Here is a 17,983-nt window from a genome sequence, read left to right as displayed (position 1 = left end):
AGAAGAATGGAGAGTTGTCCCATGGCATCCCCGCACTCCATGACGAACAACCTTCCCCAGCTTTCCCACCCGGACGGCTCTCCTATCCGGGCCCTGGTGGTGGACGACGAACCCAGCCTCTCCGAGCTCATGAGCATGGGCCTTCGCATGGCAGGCTGGTCCGTCGCGGTAGCAGCCGACGGACCAGAAGCCGTGAAGCTTGCCAAGGACTTCCGCCCTGACGTGCTGGTGCTGGACGTGATGCTTCCAGGATTCGACGGCGTCGAGGTCCTCAACCGGATCCGTACCTTCGCGCCGGAAGTGCCCGCGCTCTTTCTCACGGCCAAGGACGCTGTCCAGGACCGCATCGTAGGTCTTGCCGCCGGCGGGGACGACTACGTCACCAAGCCCTTCAGCATGGAGGAAGTCCTCCTTCGCCTGCACAGGCTCGTCCAACGTTCGGGCGTTGCCGCCATGGACACGGCGGAACTGGTGGTGGGTGATCTCACGCTGAACGTGGATACACGGGAAGTCTCGCGCGCCGGCGAAGACATCCAGCTCACGGCAACGCAGTTCGAGCTGCTTCGTTACCTTATGGAGAACCCCAAGCGCGTGGTCAGCAAGGCGCAGATCCTGGACCGCGTCTGGGACTATGACTTCGGCGGGCAGGCCAACATCGTGGAGCTCTACATTTCCTACCTGCGCAAGAAAATCGAAGCCAACCACCCGCCAATGATCCACACCATTCGTGGCGCCGGCTACGTCATCAAGCCTGCGGACTGAATCTTGTCCACCCTTTCAGGAGTAACCCGCAAGACCCAGCGGAACTGGCTCAATCCCACCACCTGGCATCTGCGCACGCGATTGGTCCTGGTGGCCATGGCCTTGCTGGTGGCGATTTGCGGGGCAGTCGGAGTGGTGAGTTACGCCTCCATGGACATGTACTTCAACAAGCAACTCGATAAGCAGTTGGAGCAGGCGTCAAGCCGCGCGAATGACTTCGGCAGGCCGCCGTCGAACTTTCCCTCAAGCGGGCGGCCGGATCCGCTGGAGGCCCGCGGCCAAGGTGCCGGTACCCTCAACGCGAGGATTGATGGTTCCACTGTCATTAACTCCGGCCTGTTAAATTCGAATGGCCGCCGCGTCGCACTTTCGGCAGAAGACAAGCAGGTCCTGCTCTCACTCCCCCGTGACAACCGGCCTGTGGACCGTTCATTGTCCAACGGCGACTACCGGCTGGTGGGAGTAGACACCACCTACGGCGACGTGATTGTGACGGGCCTGCCGTTGGCTGATAAGCAAAATGCCGAGGCCTCGCTGGTATGGACCATGGTGTTTGTTTCCTTTGGGGGTCTGGTGCTGATCGGCCTTGCCGGTACCGTCATCATTCGCCGGACCATGCGGCCGCTGGAGCAACTATCGGAGGTTGCAACCAAAGTATCGCGCCTTCCCCTCGACGCCGGTGAAGTGGCACTCGCTGTGCGCGTACCGCCGTCGGCCTCCCATCCTGGAACGGAAGTGGGCAGCGTTGGCCACGCTTTGAACCAAATGCTCAACAACGTTGCCAGGGCCCTGGAAGCCCGTCAGGAGAGCGAAACCAAGGTCCGGCAGTTCGTTGCGGATGCCTCCCACGAACTGCGGACGCCGCTGACCGCCATTCGGGGATATACCGAATTACTCCGCATGACGGAGAACTTCACGGACGACGGCCGGAAGTCCCTGGCACGCGTCCAGAGCCAGTCCGAACGCATGACCACCCTTGTGGAGGACCTGTTGCTGTTGGCGCGGTTGGACGAAGGCCAGCCATTGAAGGTCACGGATGTGGATCTTACCCAGTTGGTGATCGAGACCGTCAGCGACGAAAAGGTGATGGCACCGGATCACATCTGGAAGCTCCAACTCCCCGACGAGCCCATCACGGTACGCGGGGACGCAACCCAGCTGCATCAGGTGCTGGCCAATCTGCTGTCCAACGCCCGCAAGCACACCGATCCAGGCACCACAGTGGTCACTGGCGTCATGCTCTCCGCGGACGGTACCGCGGTGGTCACGGTCACTGACAACGGGGCTGGCATTCCGCCTGAATTCCAGGGCCATGTGTTCTCGCGTTTTGCCCGCGCTGACGCCGCGAGATCAGGCTCTGAAGGAACCTCCGGATTGGGCTTGTCAATCGTCGAATCAATCGTCCAGGCGCACGGCGGAAGCGTGGCAGTAACGTCCAAGCCGGGGTGCACCGAGTTTATTCTGAGACTCCCCTCAGTTTCGAACGACCACGTATAACGAATCAGGCAACATGACGCGCCGTGACCGTGATCTCTGTTACCCAAATGTGACTTAAGCCGAAACCTCCTGTACCTTCGAAAGGGTGGGTCGCCCATAGTTGGCCCACACCCGGGATGCGCCGAGCTCTGCCACTTCCCGGAGTTCCGTTCTCATTCGAGGCAGAGACGGGGGACCCAGAGTCTCCGGGCACAGTACTTTCCTTGCCCTTGGGGTGAAGCCGCAGCTACGCGCGCGGCCGGATGACCTCATCCGAACCCGACAGCTAACTCCGCAGGCGCTGAGAGGTAATCACACATGTCTGAATTCAACGATCAGACGCGCCCTTCCGCGCGTCACCGTGACGAACACAACGCTCCCCTGACCAAATCGCAGTCTGTTCTGAAGACCGCTGCCCGCCGCGGCAAGACCGGTCAGCGCATGTCCGTTGTTGCAGGAGTCGTTGCCGCAGCATTGGGCGTCGCATCGCTCGGCCAGGCCGCAAACGCCGCATTCAACCTCCCGGAAACGAGCCAGGCGTCCGAGACGCAAGCCACGGCCCAGGTCAGCAACAAATCAGCGGAAATCTCTGCGTCCCTGGATGCTGCTGCCAAGAAGGGCACCGCCGATAGGGCCGCTGCAGATCAGGCAGCAGCTGCACAGGCCGCTGCCGAGAAGGCTGCCGCTGAGAAGGCTGCGGCCGAAAAAGCCGCCGCCGACCAGGCAGCAGCCGCACAAGCCGCCGCCGAAAAGGCTGCCGCTGATGCAGCCGCCAAGCAGGCTGCCGATGCCGCCGCTGCTGCAGCCGCAGCCGCAGCAGCTGTTCCCAAGGCCGTGGACGATCCCGCTGCTGCCAAGGCGTACGCCGCCAGCATCCTCGCCAGCTACGGCTGGGGTCCGGGTGAAATGACTGCCCTGAACACACTGTGGGAGAAGGAATCCAACTGGCGAACCACCGCGACCAACGCGTCCAGTGGCGCCTACGGAATCGTGCAGTCTCTGCCGGCTTCCAAGATGGCAACTGCCGGCGCCGACTGGGAGACCAACTACCAAACCCAGATCAAGTGGGGCCTGAACTACATCAAGGAACGCTACGGCTCCCCCTCGGCCGCCCTCGCCTTCCACTTGGCCAACAACTGGTACTAAGCCAACTCAATAAGCAGGTTTGAGCCCACCCCAGCGGGCTCAAACGTGCAGGGCCTGATTACCGCCCCGATTTCCGCCGTTCGCAGCAGTGATTACTGCAGCTGACAGCGGGAACGGGGCGGTTTTCGCGTTTCAGGTGACGACGGCTTGCACCTCACGTAACGTCAGGACTTAGCGTTGTGCCCATGACGGGAACAACAGGAACCGGACCGTGGAGCATCGGTGAACTGGCCACAGCATGTGGCGTCAGCGTGCGGACGCTCCACCACTACGACGAGATCGGGCTGCTGTCCGCAAGCCAAAGGACATCATCCGGTCATCGCCGATATTCGGAGAGCGACCTGCGCCGGCTATACCGGATCAGATCGCTTCAGATGCTGGGGCTTCCGCTCGCGGCCATCGGCAAGGCGCTGCAAGCACCCGAGGATGATCTGGAGTCCCTTCGAGACCTCCTCCAACAGCAGCTGGTCCATGTGCAGGAGCATGCCCAGCAACTCCAAGCGCTCCAAAACCGTTTGGGAGAGCTGTTGTCACGAATGGACGAACACGCCATGCCCACCCCTGAACAATTCATGTCAACGTTGGAGATGATTACCGTGCTCGAAAACAACTTCACAGCCGAACAACGCCAGCAACTCGCGGACAAGCGGGAAGAACTTGGCGCAGAAAAAGTCGAAGCCGCCAAGCAGCAGTGGGCCGCCCTTGTGGAAGAAGGACTGGCGCACGTGGAAGCCAACAGGCCCGTCGCGGACCCCTCCGTCCAGGAATGGGTGCGCTCATGGGACGGCATAGGTTCCATGTTCCACTCCAGTGAGGACACCAAGGCCGCAGCGCGTGCGGCTTGGCAGGAAAACACCCAAGCAATTAGCGCCGGCCTGCCTTGGAGCGCTGAGCAGTTGGCCGGGCTGATGGCATACCTGGAAAAGGCGCGCTCGGCCTTGTAACCGGACGGCCGCTATGCTTCCGGTTCGGCCTCTGCCGCACCTCGAACGGCTGCGATGGAGGCAGCGACGTCGCCTGCGTCCGTGGACCAGTTGCTCACCGAAATCCGGAGGATGTCGCGTCCTCGCCATGAGGAACCCGACATCCATACAATCCCTTCGGCCATGAGCCGCTGAGTGATGCGGTGTGTGCGGTCGTCACTGCCGAAGGCGACCGACACTTGCGTGAAAACGACGTCATTCAGAATTTCCACACCCGGGATCTCCGCGAGGCCCTCCGCCAGCGCGCGGGCGTTTGCTGCAAGCCTGTCCACCATGGCAATGACACCGGACCGGCCCAACTGTCGCAGGGCTGCCCACACCGGGATGCCGCGGGCCCTACGGGATAGTTCCGGAACTTTGTCGAACGGATCGCCCAGTCCTGTCTCCGTTGCAATGAGGTAACTCGTGTGGACGCTGAAGGCGCGTCTTAGGGCTTCCGGCCGGGACACGATGGCCAAGCCACAGTCGTAGGGGACATTCAATGTTTTGTGGGCATCGGTGGCCCACGAATCGGCCGCCTCTACTCCGGCCAGCCGCCCGCGCAGGTTTGGGCTGACCGCCGCCCACAACCCAAAGGCGCCATCCACATGCACCCAGGCCTCGCGGTCATGGGCTACTGCGATGGCTTCGGACATCGGATCGAACGCACCGGAATGCAGGTTGCCGGCCTGCAGGCACACGAGGGAAGGCCCGGGTTGCTGGTCCATGGCGTCGGCAAGGGCTTCCGGCAGGATCCTGCCTTGATCGTCCGTGTCCACGGGCACGCACGCTCCCAGCCCCAGATACCGCAGGGCGAGATCCACGGCGGCGTGCCGTTCCCGGCCGGCAAACGTTGTGATGAGCGGCGCGCCGGTCAGGCCCAGGTCCGCCAGGTCCCATCCTGCCTCGTCCATCAGGTATTGGCGCCCGGCGGCCAGGCCCGCGAAGTTGGCCGTTGTAGCGCCAGTGGTGAACCCGACGTCGGACCCTCGCGGAAGATCCAATAGTTCCAGGAGCCAAGCTGCTGAGGACTCTTCGATGGCAGCGGCAGCGGGAGTTGCAAATCTGAGTCCGGCGTTTTGGTCCCATGCCGAAACAAGCCAGTCTGCGGCCATGGCAGCGGGCAACGTCCCGCCCATGACCCAGCCGTAGAAGCGTCCGGACTGGATGGCCATCAACCCGGGCTCCGCCAATGCGGCGAGCTCGTCTACTACCTCAGCCGCGTCCGTCGCTTCGTCGGGAAGGCTCGAAAGAAGGCTCGCGGCGACTTGGTCGGCGTCGGACGTGGGCCGGACTGAACGGCTGGGCACTGACGCAAGCCAATCCGTAGCGTGCGCCATGGCCCGCTCCAGTGCAGCACCGTACGCCTCCGGCAACGCAGACATGCGCACAGCCTACTCCCGGTTCACCGGCTGGAACAGCGAAGGCGAACAGTGCTAGAGCGTGAAGGTGATGAGGTGACCGCCGTCGTCGTCTTTCACTGCTGTGACCATCACGGCTGAGTAGTCCGGGATCCGCCACATGCCCGGCTCAAGCTCGCCTCCGGCGTCGCCCACCACCACGGTTCGCATCCCGGCGGCGCGGGCTGCGGCGATACCTGCCGGAGCGTCCTCAAAAACCACGACGTCGGCCGGTTCCGCGCCCAGCAACGCTGCGGCTTTGAGATACCCCTCCGGGTGCGGCTTGCCCCGCGTAACGCCTTCGGCGGTGACGGCAGTCGATGGCATGGAAAGTCCGGCAGCCTTCATCCGGATGTCGGCAAGGATGCGGTCCGCGGACGTGACAAGCGCGATGGCGTCGTCCGGCAATGATGCAAGCAGGGCTTCTGCGCCAGGAAGGGCAATCACGCCGTCGGTCCTGGTGCGTTCCATCTCGCCCAGCTCGGCCGTCAAAGCTTCAAGATCAGCTCCTGCCGGAGCATAACGGCGCACAGTATCGCCCGCTTGCACCCCGTGTGACGTCCGCAGGATTTCGTTGTAGTCGAGGCCGTATCGTTCGGCGAACTCCAGCCATACTTGCTCGACGATCGCCGTGGAATCAACCAGTGTTCCGTCCATGTCGAACAGGACAGCACGAACCGTCAGGGTAGACGATCGCTCGGCGTGTGCGGAAGGCGAGGTTGGCTCGGCAGGATGGCTCATGCATCCATCCTGCCGCACCATGCAGGGGTTGCGGCTAACTGTGACTTAGCCGTTGGGCCGGTGCGGAATGTACTGCACAGCCCACTTATTGCCGTCGGGGTCCGCAAAATGGACGAAGTGTCCCCAGTCCTGAACGTCGATATCACTGACCTCGACGCCATTGGCCTTGAGCTGTTCGTGGGCTTTATTGATGTCGCTCACCACTATTTGAAGGGATGGCGCTGTCCCGGGAGGAGCATCGCTGAGGCCCTCCCCGATCGCGATGGAACAAGCCGATCCCGGCGGCGTCAACTGCACAAAGCGGATGCCGTCCATGGGACGCTCATCGAAATCGGCATTGAAACCAACTTTGTTGACGTAGAAATCCTTCGCGCGATCCACGTCGGACACAGGGACAAACACCAGTTCAAGTTTCCAGTCCATGCGCCACAGGCTAACGGGGCGCGCCGGAAAGCGGTAGAGGCGTACGGATTAGCCGGCCACGCCGTAGAGGCGGTCGCCGGCGTCGCCCAAGCCTGGAACGATATATGACCTGTCGTTCAGCTTCTCGTCAATCGAAGCGAGGACTACCGTCACATTGGCGTCCTGCAGTTCCTCCTCCAACTTGGCGAGGCCTTCCGGAGCAGCCAGCAGGCAGATGCACGTAACGTCGGAGGCGCCGCGTTTGAAGAGGAATTTGATGGCTTCGCGCAAGGTGCCGCCGGTGGCAAGCATGGGGTCCAGCACGAAGATCTGACGTCCGGTGAGGTCCTCGGGAAGGCGCTCGGCGTAGGTGATGATGTCCAGTGTCTCTTCGTCGCGGGCCATGCCCAGGAAGCCGACCTCAGCGGTGGGGACCAGTTTGGTCATGCCCTCAAGCATTCCCAGCCCAGCGCGCAGGATGGGAACCACCAAGGGCGTCGGCTTGGTGAACGCCGTGCCGATGGTCTTTGTGACAGGAGTCTCGATCTCCACTGGCTGTGTCTTGACCTCGCGGGTGGCCTCGTAGGCCAGGAGGGTGACGAGTTCTTCAGTGAGCTGCCGGAAGACCGGTGAAGGGGTGTTCTTGTCCCGCAGAACGGTGAGCTTGTGAGCGACCAGCGGGTGGTCCACGACGAGTGTGCGCATCGTCCAAAACTATCATTGAGACATGAGCGCCACGGAGCCGTACCACGCTGAACACATGGCCTGGATGGGCCTCGCCCTGGACGAGGCCCGATTGGCGATGGAAACAGACGACGTGCCCATCGGCGCGGTCGTTCTGGGACCCGACGGCGGTGTGCTGGGTTCAGGGCGCAACGAACGGGAAGCACACGGAGACCCGACCGCCCACGCAGAGATCGTCGCCATCCGCGAGGCCGCGGCTGCCCTGCAACGCCATGCCCTCGAATTGGGCGAAGGCGGCGACGGGTGGCGGCTCGAGGACTGCACCTTGGTGGTAACCCTTGAACCGTGTGCCATGTGCGCCGGGGCGATCGTCCTGGCACGGATTCCCCGCGTCGTGTTTGGCGCGTGGGATGAGAAAGCCGGGGCCGCAGGTTCGGTGTTCGATATCCTCCGCGAGCGCCGGCTCAACCACTGGGTGGAGGTCTACGCAGGAGTGCGTGAGGAAGAATGCGCAACGCTCCTCCGGGACTTCTTCGCTACACATCGTGTGCCGGCAGCGGAGCACCGCTCACCCGCCTGAGCTCTATGTAAGGAGCCAATCATGACAATCGCTTTCAACCACACCATCGTCTACGCCACGGACAAGCACGCGTCGGCTGCGTTTCTGGCCCGCATCCTTGGGCTTCCCGCACCACAGCTCATGTGGTCCTTCGTCACTGTTTCCTTGGAAAACGGCGTCACTCTGGATTTCCTCGATGCCACAGGAACCATCGCGCCCCAGCACTACGCCTTCCTGGTCAGCGAAGAGGAGTTCGATGCGATCTTCCTGCGGATCACCGCCGAACACATCCCCTATTGGGCCGACCCCGCACGTTCCCGTGCGCAACAGATCAACCACAACGACGGCGGCCGCGGGATCTACTTCAGCGACCCGGACGGGCACTTCCTCGAAGCAATCACCCGGCCGTATGGTTCGGGCTGAATCCCTTTTCCGGCTGAGCGCGTTACAGACCAGCGGCCTCGTTGAGGGCGTCGATACGTAGCTGGCGCGACGCCGGTGAGTCCAGGCTGAATGACCTGAAATCGCCGAGTTCGTCGCGGATCCATGCTTCGATTTCAGCGATCCGCCTGCTGACTGCTGCAGTGGGCTTGGCAAAGGTCCAGGCTGCGATGCGTTCTTTGCCGGAATCGTACTGCCACAGGCCGATGATTCTGCCCCGGTCCAGAATGGGGTGATCCGGGAGATCGGCCTGAAGCGCCAGCGTGGTGTCCAGGACCTTCTTGCCTTTGTCCTCCTCAGCGAACATGTCAGCCGAATTCCGCCTGTGGAGGACCAGTGAATCCGTGCCTGCAAGCAACTGGATCTGCTCGTCGCCCGGCTCTTGGAAGTCGGCCAAATGCTCGACGTCGTCCGGCAGCATCCACAGCACGTCACCATTTGCTGTGGGCACTTCTACGGCCCCGACGCCGGCGAGCGCCGCTTTGCTCTGGGCGACGGTGAAGGCCGTGAACCACTGGCTCTGCTTGAGAGTCGCTCCGCCAGTCCAGCGCAAGTACCGTTCGAGCAGGAGGCGGCGCGCGCCGTCGTCGTCGATTTTGCTGGGCCCAAGGCCCCACTTGGTGTAGGCATAACGCTGCTGGTCGAGGCGGCCGTTGATGGGTACCCTGCGGATGCGGCCGTCGGCCTGAAGCAGGCCCAGGGCCGTGGGCAGCGTGGTGGCTGCACCCTTCTTCTTGCCTTCCTCCCCGAGGCTCCGGACAGAATCGCCCAGTTGGTCCTTGAGCTGCTTGGGGTCCAGGGGATCGCTGGACTCCTGCAAGGCGTGCTCCACTTGGTCCTCGAGAAGGGTGATCTCGCTGCGCTCCACGCCGAGTCTGGCCAGTACCTTGAAGGGTCCGATGGCGGCGTCGCGGCCGATCTGCAGACCCCAGGCGAAATCGGCTCGGCCAAGGACGTAGGTGCAGCCACGGGCTGTGGGGAGTTCGTGGATTTTGAGTTCTTTGACGTCCTGGTCGGCCTGTTCGCGGCTGATTCCAGCCCTCGCGAACAGGGTGAGGTACGGATTGGCGCCGCCCACCGAGCGTGCCCATCCGGCGTGATCGAGGACGTCCTCGGACGTCTTTCCTGCGAGTGACCCGTCGAGGCCCTGTTTGTGCCAGGCCCAGGCCCGGAGGCGCTCCGGGGTGAGGGTTGTTGCGGCCGGAATGGTCTGGACTCTGGGCGTCATGGCCCTATTCTGCACCCTCGCCGCTGCCGAGGGCTTTTAGAACCGTTGCTGCTGTACCGTCCCAACCGGGAAGGTTGGCCCGGGCCTGGATTGCGGCAGTGCGCCAGGTCTGCTGGAGTTCGTGGTCGCTAAGCCATCTCCGGATGGTGCTGGCAAGGTTGTTGGGCTGTGTTAGGTCAAGCGCCGTCCCCGCTCCTGTGCTTCCGAGCGCTTCCACGGCACCGGTCCCCTGCCGGACAAGAACCGGTACGCCATGGGCCAATGACTCCGTCACCACCAGGCCGAACGCCTCGGACTTCGAAATGAGGATGCTGAGATCGGCTTTGCGCCACTGATCCTCCAACAATTCTCCGGTCAACTCGCCGGTGATGATGATGCGGTTTTGGAGGCCATGACGTTCGACGGCGGCCCTCACCTTCGTCGCGTACGCCGGGTCAGCGTGTTCCGTGCCGATCAGGGCCGCGGCCCACGGAAGGTCCTTCAGTGTGGCGAGGGCTTCCACCAGTTCTGATTGGCTCTTATTGGGCAGCAGCGCGGCGAGGGCGATGATGTGCGGGGGTTCCGAGCCCTTGGCAATTTCAGCCGCTTCAACACCGGGATGGGCGATCACCACGTTTTTGAGGCCATGCCTGTTTTCCAGTTCCGCGACGGCGTGGGCGCTGGGGCAGACAACGCCTGAGGCTGCAGCCAGAGCCCGGGCTTCAAGATCCGCGTGATCGGCCAGCGCCATATGAGAGAGTACCCACACCTTGGTTCCTGCACTCACCGCGCCCGCCACCTCTTCCGGGGCCCCGCTCGCAACCAAACCGTCGGCAATCACTGTAGCGCCGCCGTCGAGCACTTCCGCGAACCGGCGCCGGTCTGCCGCGCTCCCAACCGGCCAATCGCCGTCGACGATGACTGTCTCGACCCCGACGCCCAGGGCCATCAGGTGCTCGGCGAGTTTGGCGTTGTACTTGTTCCCGCCGGAACCATGCCGGACGTTTCCCGGCACCAGGAAGCGGATGTGCACTTACTTGACCGGGAGCTCCAGTGAATATCCTGCCCACGCGTCCGGATTCTCGCGAAGGACGACGTCGATACCGCTGAGGGCCGGCCCATCCTCTGTGTTCTGGATCCGGGTGGCAACGGCGTCGGCGATGTGCTTCGCCAACGCCTCCGTGGTGGACAACTTGCCCTTGAACGCAGGGTGTTCGTCGAGGTTCTTGTAGTTCAGGTCTTCAAGAATTTCCTCAAGAATGCCGCCTGCCGCGCCAATATCCAGGACGATTGCGTCCTCGTTGAGCTCGGTGCGGCGGAAGGTCACTTCGGCGACGAACGTGGCACCGTGGAGGCCCTGCGCTGGGCCGAAGGCTTCGCGGGGAAGGCTGTGGGCGATCATGAAATGGCGTCGGACGGTCAGGCTGAACATGTCTTACTCCTCCGGCTTTGGATAGGCGACCACATGGCAAAAGCCGCCAGGCTTTTCAAACAACTTAACGAGGCTGGTGGGCAGATTCTGAAATTGGCATTCGCTGCTCAGGAACGTGTCGAACACCGGGTCTCTTAATTGGTTCGCGGCGAGTTCGAGGCGCTGGGCGTTGGTTCTTCTGTGTCTCCTCGGCAGCGCCACCACGCCCACTTGGCTGGAGCGGATCGTCAGCCTGCGCGCGTGGAAATCCTCGCCCAGCGGCAGAGTGACTTCCTTGTCAGCGAACCATGAAAGCTCGATCACGTCGGAATCGTCGCCAGCAAGTTGAAGGCTCAGTTTGAGTCCCTCGTTGGCGGCGGAGCAGTGGAAAACGATGTCGCAATCGTTCTCTGCTTCGTCCGGGAGCGCGAAGTTGATGTTGAGTTTTTCGGCGAGATCTCTCTTGTCCGTATCTGCGTCCACGAGTTGCAGCCGGCCGAGCGGATACTTTCGGAGTATGGTCGCCAGAACGCCGCCCACCAAGCCACCCCCGACGACGGCGACACGGTCTCCCAGCCTGGGCCCGGCTTCCCAGAGGGCATTGATGGCCACCTCCACGATGCCCGTGAGTACGGCCCGGCGCGCAGGCACGTCGGCCGGTATGGCTGTGAGCTGATTCGTCGGGACGACATAGAAATCCTGGTGCGGGTGCAGACTGAAAACCGTTTTGCCGAGCCAGTTGTCCGGGCCTTGTTCTACGACGCCCACGGACAGGTAGCCGTACTTGACCGGGCCGGGGAAGTCGCCTTCTTGATGCGGCGCATGCATCAGATCCGCCACGCGCTCCGGGACCCGCCCCTCATGCACAACACGCTCCGTGCCGCGGCTGACGCCCGAGTAAAGGGTCCTGACGAGGGCTTCTTTGGGGCCCGGCGTTGGTATGGCCTCCGGGCGCAGCTCACCGTGCCCCGACTCAGTGACCCAGTAGGCCTGGGCCTCGTGTTCTTGTTCGCGCGAGATAGTCATGATGCTTATGAATCTATCGCTGGGTTGGGGTGGGCGGAAGCTGGCGTTGGTTGTCGGCGTTTCCTGGGTGGTTGGCTTGCGTCTGCTTGGTGGCTCGTTTGTGGCGCGTTTGTGGCGCGTTTGTGGCTCGTTTTGGGGAACGGGCCCGAACTCCGGTACCCTATTTCAGTTGGTGACGTGTCCGAGCGGCCGAAGGTGCAACACTCGAAATGTTGTTTGGTGTAAAAGCCAACGTGGGTTCAAATCCCACCGTCACCGCCACTTGAAAGGCCCTGCTTCCCTTTGTTTATGAGGGTTGCGGGGCCTTTTGCTTTGCTTGGATCCCCTTGACGTCATAACCCCGTACCTGTCCTGACAACCTGTCCAACTTCGTAGAGGGTTGAAGGACTAACCTCGAAGGATCCTACCTGGGGCTACTTCTGATGCTGCCATCACCCCGGCTGGGGGTCGTGTATAGTGAAGTCCATAAACACCGGCACCGCTTTCAGACTTTGACTGCTCGCAGATCAAGACTTGATAAGTGCCGGTCTTCATTTAACAAGCGTTCTAGGATGGCGTGTGACCTACCAGAAGCCGCACCTTCAATACAGCGAACTTAGAGCGACTCTTTCGCGTCGCGGCATGGACGTTGGCGACAGGTCGACGGCGGAAACCACGCTAAGAACCATCGGCTATTCTCGCCTGAAGGCGTACACATATCCATTTCGAGTGCCGCTGCCGTCCGCCTCCGAGCAGGAAACGCCCTATCAAATGCGTGGCAAGGATTTTTTCCCCGGAACTTGTTTGGAACATGCCTCAGCCCTATACAAGTTTGATCAGAACTTACGAAGAATCTGCCTTGACGGACTTCAGGATCTTGAAATCTCCTTCCGGGCCGCTATCGCTCACACCTTGGGGAAGCGCTCCCAGTTCGCTCACCTAAATGCCGCTCATTTGGACACTGGCGCCTGCACTGCGCTGGATATCGAGGGCAAGGCGGGTTGGGACCACTGGCTGAAGACCTACAGGGAGGCGCGGACTCAGGGGAAAGAAGAAGATTTTGTCGCCCACCATCTCATCAAGTACGGCAACGATCTCCCGATATGGCTGACGACCGAGATCCTGACTTTTGGTTCACTTGTTCGCCTCTTCAGTTTGTTGGTTGACTCCGACAAGACCGCTGTAGCCAGGTACTTTGGCGTGACCGACGGCAGACGATTTCACAAGTGGCTTCTCGCGATGAACGGGCTGCGAAATGTGTGCGCGCACCATCATCGACTATGGAATCGAATCCTCACCTATGAACTTAAGGTGCCGTCAGCAACTGTGGGCCCCGAGCTGGCGCATCTGTCGGCACTCCCAAGGGAGAAGCGCCTCTATGACGCACTGGCCCTTCTTAGCTACCTCTTGAAGTCCCGCGACTCGGGCAGCCAGTGGCCCGCGACGCTGAGAACGCAACTTAAGAAGTTCCCGAAAGCAAGCGAACTGCTGACGGAGGAAGGCCACCCCGTGCTGGATATGGAGTACAGCATGGGCTGTCCGAAGGGGTGGGAAACTCTCCCGCTGTGGCAGCCTAACTAGATCGGTTCGGGCTCCACTTCACATAGGAAGATATCGAGAGGAATTCTAGGAACTTTCCGTATTACTGGTGATGCAGGAGAGGTTTCAAATCCCACCGTCACCACCACTTGAAAGGCCCTGCTTCCCTGTGTTTATGAGGGTTGCCGGGCCTTTTCTTTGGTGGACTGGGGGCAGGAGGCATGCCAGCGGTTTGAACTCCTGACGGCACCTTACGGCAGTTGCAATAGGAGCGGATTGACCGGCTTGAACCGCAGCAATCTGATGGTTTGCGCGAGGATGGCGACGCGAAAGATCAAGCTGACGACGTTGGGCATCTCCCCTGTGGTGGTTACGGTATCAACAACGCTTACGACGTCGAGGACGAGCTCTAGTCCGACCAGGACCAGTGCCGCTACCAATGGAGTTTTGGAGTTGCTGCGCCGGGTGGCAACATTCCAGATTCCGACGGCCAGCAGGAAAGCGGTCAGAATGATGTTCTGAGCATCAGCCATCATCAGTTCTGTTCGCTCAGTCTCATTGAGAGCGGCAATTTCCGAACTGGCTCCGCCATACGTGCGCCACAAGAGCAGTACCCATGCCAGGCCGATAAAGATCAGACAGAGGCCGACGCCGGTCCGCCCGTTGCGGGATCTCTTCGCTTCCAGTGCACCGGCTTCTGTGGTTGATGGAGCAGTTGGCTCCGGAAACTGCATGCTCATGTGGGACCCCTGAAGATTCCAGGGAGTACCCGATGCGCCCCCATCGAGAACAATTTAGCAGCCTGCGTCTTATGTTCAAGGGCACGGCTGCCAAAAAGGACCCAGCCTCGCAGCGGTCCAGGGGACGCTAAACCTAACTTTCATTTCGTGACGCGAAAAACTAAAGAATTAATCAAATCGAGACTAAATCTTTAAATGCTTACCACCACCAAACTGCAAGGAAAAAGCTCGATTGTTTGAATCGAGAAAAATACATTACCTTTGAAAATCGTGCATGTAGCGCATCCAACCACGCTGAGGAGCGTCATGAACTCGCTGGATCAAGCCGAAGCATCTCCGCCCCATTTTCGAGTGCGGAGCTTGGCCATCATGTCTTCCAGGACGCTTCGAAATCCTTGGTGGATCGCGGTGTTTGTGGGATTACTGGCCCTGCTGTTCCGGGTGTTCGGCGTTCAGCGGGCGAACGATGTATTTATCGACGAGGTTACTTACGCGGACCTCGCCAGAGAAATTGCTGATGGGAAAATGCCATCAATTCTCGGCAACCCTTTTTTTCTTCATCCCCCGGCCTCGTACGCTCTGAACGCGCTCGTAATACGCGTGCTCGGTCTTGAGGGCCACCCCATGGACCTGGCTTTGCAATTGCGCTGGGTCAACACGGTCCTCGGAGCATTGACGGTGGTTGTCTGCTTTCTGTTGGTGCGCCGTCTGGTCGGAGTAGGACCAGCTGCGGTGGCTGCCGTCATACAGGCCAGTGATCCCTTTGTCCTCCGCATGGACGGGCGCTTGATGATGGAGACTCCAGCTGGCCTGGCTGTACTGTCGGGATGGCTACTCGTCCTTCACCTGATAGACCGCAAGTGGGACCGCACACGCTTGTGGCTTGAACTCAGCGCCGGGTTGGTCTTCGGGCTGGCAATCGTCACCAAAGACATGACTGCTGCGTTCACTGTCGTCCCGCTCGTGGCCGCCACGTTCTGGCGTAGAACCGTTCCACTGCTTACAGCTCTGCGAATCCTCGTCGTTTCCGCCGTGCCCTATTTGATCTATCTAGGCGTGATCGGAGCAAACGGCCTGCTTCCGCAGTTCATCGAACAAAAGTCGGTGGGCGTTCTAAGAATGATGGGAGCCGTTCAAATGACCGGCTTCAATTCAGTTCCGGGCGTGAACCTGACAGAACGGCTTATAGACATGGCTGGCCGGTTCGGCACCAGCTATCTGCTCCTGGGGCTATCGATTCTGGCCGGTGCCGTGGCCGTCACCTCACAGGTGACGAGTCGGCGCGTCATTGGCTTGTTTTCGCTTTTCACAGGTTTCGTGGGCATCTATTCAGTTTTCTTTGGGGCGGCAGAAGAACAATTTGGATACTGCGTTGTTCTTGCAGCCCTGGTTTCAACGCCGGTGGCTCTGGCGATGTTGGTTTCGTGGCGACCCCGACTTCGCAGGATCACAACTGCCGCAGTGGCAGTCGTGGCAGTTCTCAGTCTCGGTTTGGGCATACAGGCAAGGTCAGTCGTGGACGACGGGCTTGTCCGCGCACGAGATTGGATGAACGCCGAACTGCCCGGATCTTCCAAGGTGGGGTTGACGTCGGTAACCGGTGAATTCGCACTAATGCCACACGAAGGTTGGGAGGTTTTGCCCTCGTTGCAGTCGTTAAGGAACGCTGGCGCCGAGTACGTCCTGACTCAGGGAAGGCCGCTGAGCGAGGGCTACGGCTTCGCGGCTCCTGAACTCCTGGACTGGCTGGAGGGCAATGCTCAGCCGGTTTTCATTTTTACCGGACCCACTTCAGGTGAGACGGTCATTTGGAAGCTGGACCGAACTAAGCTGGACGCCGCAGTCGCCGGAGGGACGATCCTGCCACCGATAAATGGCGGATACCGGTAGAGGCAGGATTCTAATCTCATGGCCGGATCCCAGGCATGAAGCACGGCCCACGCCTGAATAGATGCCAGCCGAGACACCCTTGGGAAGTCGTTCTTCACGTCACGTTTACAGAGCTGCAGGCACTAAAGAAGTAAAGGCGACCGGGACAAGTGAACGATCCGCGTCGTAGTCATCAGCCTCGAGAATTTGATCGGACACTAAATCAATGACTTATTACATCGACAGCTCTGGGCTCCACTCGTCGCCGCCGTGTGGTGCAAATGATGAGTCTTCTCCGGCAGCTGCAAAGGTGTCAGGTAGGAGTCGGAGCAAGCGCCAGCGCCTGCTCCATTTCGTAACTTCTGCAAGCGCTACACTTCTGGTCTTGATTGCAATGACGCCGGCAGCGCCCGCCGCGACTGCGACATCGGTTCAGAATTTCGTGCCTCTTGCAGTTACGTCGTCCTGCACTTTAAGTGGTGCCACGGGTAGCAGCGCGACCAACCTTTACCCCGTCACGGCCACTCCAGATGACGCCATCGACGATACGGCCGCCATCCAAGGCAGGATCAATGTGGCAGGCGCGGCCGGCGGTGGCGTTGTGAAACTATCTGCGGGGACGTTTGTTATCAACGGCAAACTTCGCATGGCGAGCAATGTGAAACTCGAAGGATCCGGGCCAACAACCGTTTTGAAGGCCGGGCCAACCTTCATGAACAACAGCGGTCCGGCGGGCGGTTTTCCGATCGTGACGACGGCAGGGGCCGACAATACAACACTGACGAACTTCACTGCAGATCAGTCAGGTGACACTCTGAACGGCAACGTCACGGGCCGGTTGAATGAGTACATGATTGACGTCCGCGACTCGTTGAACTCGCTCGTCCAAGGTGTTCACACGAAAAACCCTTTGACGTACTCAATTGCGTTCGTCGGCGGTTCCACCTGGTGCGTCAAGGACAGCAGCACTGAATCTACAACCAACGGCAAATATGTTGAACTGGACGGCATCCACGCAATGAACACGAGTAACGGCGACATTGTTGGGAACGTCGTTGACCAACGCAAAGGCACCGATGGGGATGACGGAATCGCCATCCACACGTACGGCGCCGAGGACGTTCACGACGTCAGGATCGCGAACAACGACGTGCGCGGCGGTCGTCATGGCGCCGGGATCGACCTCGCTGGCGGATCCGGCGTGATTTACAACATTGATCTCACGGGTAACACCGTCTGGGGTTCCCCACGCGGGCTGCACGACGCTTATTACGATGGAACGCAGCAAATCCATCACATCCAGATCGTGGGGAACACCTTTAGGAACAACGACATCCAGACTGCCGGAGGGGCCATCGACTTCGAGCGCGCGGTGAGGTACGTGACAATGACGGACAACACGGCCTGCAGCTCAGGCGGTTACAACCTTCCGGCCGGCACGGGGAATGTGAACCTCAGGAACACTCTGACCGCGACGTGCGGAGATTGACTGCTCCCGGTAACTAATCCTGATAGGTTTCCCTGTAATCCTTGGGAGCTTCAATGCGTGCTAGGCGACGGTTTCTGAGAGCCACTTTGCTGGCCGCGACTTTAGGGCTTCTCGCTGTTTCTTCGTGTGCGCAACCAGGCGATCCTGCCT

18 protein-coding genes, 1 tRNA gene and 1 riboswitch are annotated in these 17,983 nt (G+C 60.7%); of the genes, 10 read left to right on the top strand and 9 right to left on the bottom strand.

Annotated features, from left to right (window positions below; genetic code table 11):
• Positions 1–21 precede the first annotated feature (21 nt).
• The 4 genes from AB4Y87_RS12810 to AB4Y87_RS12795 all read left to right on the top strand — a co-directional run bounded on the left by AB4Y87_RS12810 (position 22) and on the right by AB4Y87_RS12795 (position 4,328).
• Complete coding sequence (locus AB4Y87_RS12810) at positions 22–762, top strand: response regulator transcription factor (RefSeq protein ID WP_431118309.1); 741 nt, start codon at positions 22–24, stop codon at positions 760–762.
• A 3-nt stretch (positions 763–765) separates the two neighbouring features.
• A complete protein-coding gene (locus tag AB4Y87_RS12805; RefSeq protein ID WP_442004718.1) occupies positions 766–2,259 on the top strand; it encodes a sensor histidine kinase in 1,494 nt (497 codons plus the stop codon).
• Positions 2,260–2,393: 134 nt separating this feature from the next.
• Positions 2,394–2,551, top strand: a riboswitch (cyclic di-AMP (ydaO/yuaA leader).
• Positions 2,552–2,556: 5 nt separating this feature from the next.
• Positions 2,557–3,384, top strand: a complete 828-nt coding sequence (locus tag AB4Y87_RS12800; protein ID WP_442004717.1) for a hypothetical protein — start codon at positions 2,557–2,559, stop codon at positions 3,382–3,384.
• Between the two features lie 185 nt (positions 3,385–3,569).
• Positions 3,570–4,328 (top strand): MerR family transcriptional regulator, encoded by a 759-nt coding sequence (locus AB4Y87_RS12795; RefSeq protein ID WP_442004716.1) that lies wholly within the window; start codon positions 3,570–3,572, stop codon positions 4,326–4,328.
• Between the two features lie 11 nt (positions 4,329–4,339).
• Here the strand turns inward: AB4Y87_RS12795 and AB4Y87_RS12790 are convergent, their stop codons facing one another.
• The 4 genes from AB4Y87_RS12790 to upp are packed head-to-tail and all read right to left on the bottom strand — an operon-like array spanning position 4,340 to position 7,594.
• On the bottom strand, positions 4,340–5,731 hold the full coding sequence (locus tag AB4Y87_RS12790) for a pyridoxal phosphate-dependent decarboxylase family protein (RefSeq protein ID WP_442004715.1): 1,392 nt from the start codon (positions 5,729–5,731) through the stop codon (positions 4,340–4,342).
• 51 nt (positions 5,732–5,782) lie between these two features.
• On the bottom strand, positions 5,783–6,487 hold the full coding sequence (locus AB4Y87_RS12785; RefSeq protein WP_442004714.1) for an HAD-IA family hydrolase: 705 nt from the start codon (positions 6,485–6,487) through the stop codon (positions 5,783–5,785).
• Positions 6,488–6,532: 45 nt separating this feature from the next.
• On the bottom strand, positions 6,533–6,910 hold the full coding sequence (locus AB4Y87_RS12780) for a VOC family protein (protein WP_431118300.1): 378 nt from the start codon (positions 6,908–6,910) through the stop codon (positions 6,533–6,535).
• A gap of 48 nt (positions 6,911–6,958) precedes the next feature.
• Complete coding sequence (upp, locus tag AB4Y87_RS12775; RefSeq protein ID WP_442004713.1) at positions 6,959–7,594, bottom strand: uracil phosphoribosyltransferase; 636 nt, start codon at positions 7,592–7,594, stop codon at positions 6,959–6,961.
• A 22-nt stretch (positions 7,595–7,616) separates the two neighbouring features.
• Here upp and tadA point away from each other — a divergent pair, with 22 nt between their 5' ends.
• Positions 7,617–8,153: a tRNA adenosine(34) deaminase TadA gene (gene tadA / locus AB4Y87_RS12770; protein ID WP_442004712.1), complete on the top strand. Its 537-nt coding sequence runs from the start codon at positions 7,617–7,619 to the stop codon at positions 8,151–8,153.
• A gap of 21 nt (positions 8,154–8,174) precedes the next feature.
• Positions 8,175–8,555, top strand: a complete 381-nt coding sequence (locus tag AB4Y87_RS12765; protein WP_442004711.1) for a VOC family protein — start codon at positions 8,175–8,177, stop codon at positions 8,553–8,555.
• Positions 8,556–8,577: 22 nt separating this feature from the next.
• Here the strand turns inward: AB4Y87_RS12765 and AB4Y87_RS12760 are convergent, their stop codons facing one another.
• From AB4Y87_RS12760 to AB4Y87_RS12745, 4 genes are read right to left on the bottom strand one after another with little or no spacing between them, the layout of a single operon-like run.
• Positions 8,578–9,801: a DNA glycosylase AlkZ-like family protein gene (locus AB4Y87_RS12760; protein ID WP_442004710.1), complete on the bottom strand. Its 1,224-nt coding sequence runs from the start codon at positions 9,799–9,801 to the stop codon at positions 8,578–8,580.
• Positions 9,802–9,805: 4 nt separating this feature from the next.
• Positions 9,806–10,813, bottom strand: a complete 1,008-nt coding sequence (locus AB4Y87_RS12755; protein ID WP_442004709.1) for a glycosyltransferase family 4 protein — start codon at positions 10,811–10,813, stop codon at positions 9,806–9,808.
• Positions 10,814–11,212, bottom strand: a complete 399-nt coding sequence (locus tag AB4Y87_RS12750; RefSeq protein WP_442004708.1) for a 6-pyruvoyl trahydropterin synthase family protein — start codon at positions 11,210–11,212, stop codon at positions 10,814–10,816.
• Positions 11,213–11,215: 3 nt separating this feature from the next.
• Complete coding sequence (locus tag AB4Y87_RS12745) at positions 11,216–12,217, bottom strand: zinc-dependent alcohol dehydrogenase (protein ID WP_442004707.1); 1,002 nt, start codon at positions 12,215–12,217, stop codon at positions 11,216–11,218.
• A gap of 171 nt (positions 12,218–12,388) precedes the next feature.
• Between AB4Y87_RS12745 and AB4Y87_RS12740 the strand changes: the two genes are divergently transcribed.
• A tRNA-Ser gene (locus tag AB4Y87_RS12740) sits at positions 12,389–12,478 on the top strand.
• A 297-nt stretch (positions 12,479–12,775) separates the two neighbouring features.
• Positions 12,776–13,777 carry an Abi family protein gene (locus AB4Y87_RS12735; protein WP_442004706.1) on the top strand — a complete coding sequence of 334 codons (1,002 nt, stop codon included), beginning with the start codon at positions 12,776–12,778 and terminating at the stop codon, positions 13,775–13,777.
• Positions 13,778–13,986: 209 nt separating this feature from the next.
• On the opposite strand, the gene AB4Y87_RS12730 is transcribed toward AB4Y87_RS12735, so the two are convergent.
• On the bottom strand, positions 13,987–14,475 hold the full coding sequence (locus AB4Y87_RS12730) for a hypothetical protein (RefSeq protein WP_442004705.1): 489 nt from the start codon (positions 14,473–14,475) through the stop codon (positions 13,987–13,989).
• Between the two features lie 306 nt (positions 14,476–14,781).
• On the opposite strand from AB4Y87_RS12730, the gene AB4Y87_RS12725 reads away from it, so the two are divergent.
• Positions 14,782–16,365 (top strand): ArnT family glycosyltransferase, encoded by a 1,584-nt coding sequence (locus AB4Y87_RS12725; protein WP_442004704.1) that lies wholly within the window; start codon positions 14,782–14,784, stop codon positions 16,363–16,365.
• Between the two features lie 373 nt (positions 16,366–16,738).
• A complete protein-coding gene (locus AB4Y87_RS12720) occupies positions 16,739–17,833 on the top strand; it encodes a glycosyl hydrolase family 28-related protein (RefSeq protein ID WP_442004795.1) in 1,095 nt (364 codons plus the stop codon).
• Positions 17,834–17,983: the final 150 nt, after the last annotated feature.

This window comes from Paenarthrobacter sp. RAF54_2, from assembly GCF_052113945.1.
Classification (GTDB): Bacteria; Actinomycetota; Actinomycetes; order Actinomycetales; family Micrococcaceae; genus Arthrobacter.
Note: the sequence above shows the minus strand (reverse complement) of the source record. Positions and strands in the feature narration are given on the sequence as shown.

Coding starts and splice junctions, on each gene's coding strand:
- AB4Y87_RS12810 (WP_431118309.1), top strand. CDS start 22: ATGGCATCCCCGCACTCCATGACGAACAACCTTCCCCAGCTTTCCCAC.
- AB4Y87_RS12800 (WP_442004717.1), top strand. CDS start 2,557: ATGTCTGAATTCAACGATCAGACGCGCCCTTCCGCGCGTCACCGTGAC.
- AB4Y87_RS12795 (WP_442004716.1), top strand. CDS start 3,570: ATGACGGGAACAACAGGAACCGGACCGTGGAGCATCGGTGAACTGGCC.
- AB4Y87_RS12790 (WP_442004715.1), bottom strand. CDS start 5,731: ATGTCTGCGTTGCCGGAGGCGTACGGTGCTGCACTGGAGCGGGCCATG.
- AB4Y87_RS12785 (WP_442004714.1), bottom strand. CDS start 6,487: ATGAGCCATCCTGCCGAGCCAACCTCGCCTTCCGCACACGCCGAGCGA.
- AB4Y87_RS12780 (WP_431118300.1), bottom strand. CDS start 6,910: ATGGACTGGAAACTTGAACTGGTGTTTGTCCCTGTGTCCGACGTGGAT.
- upp (WP_442004713.1), bottom strand. CDS start 7,594: ATGCGCACACTCGTCGTGGACCACCCGCTGGTCGCTCACAAGCTCACC.
- tadA (WP_442004712.1), top strand. CDS start 7,617: ATGAGCGCCACGGAGCCGTACCACGCTGAACACATGGCCTGGATGGGC.
- AB4Y87_RS12765 (WP_442004711.1), top strand. CDS start 8,175: ATGACAATCGCTTTCAACCACACCATCGTCTACGCCACGGACAAGCAC.
- AB4Y87_RS12760 (WP_442004710.1), bottom strand. CDS start 9,801: ATGACGCCCAGAGTCCAGACCATTCCGGCCGCAACAACCCTCACCCCG.
- AB4Y87_RS12750 (WP_442004708.1), bottom strand. CDS start 11,212: ATGTTCAGCCTGACCGTCCGACGCCATTTCATGATCGCCCACAGCCTT.
- AB4Y87_RS12745 (WP_442004707.1), bottom strand. CDS start 12,217: ATGACTATCTCGCGCGAACAAGAACACGAGGCCCAGGCCTACTGGGTC.
- AB4Y87_RS12730 (WP_442004705.1), bottom strand. CDS start 14,475: ATGAGCATGCAGTTTCCGGAGCCAACTGCTCCATCAACCACAGAAGCC.
- AB4Y87_RS12725 (WP_442004704.1), top strand. CDS start 14,782: ATGAACTCGCTGGATCAAGCCGAAGCATCTCCGCCCCATTTTCGAGTG.
- AB4Y87_RS12720 (WP_442004795.1), top strand. CDS start 16,739: ATGACGCCGGCAGCGCCCGCCGCGACTGCGACATCGGTTCAGAATTTC.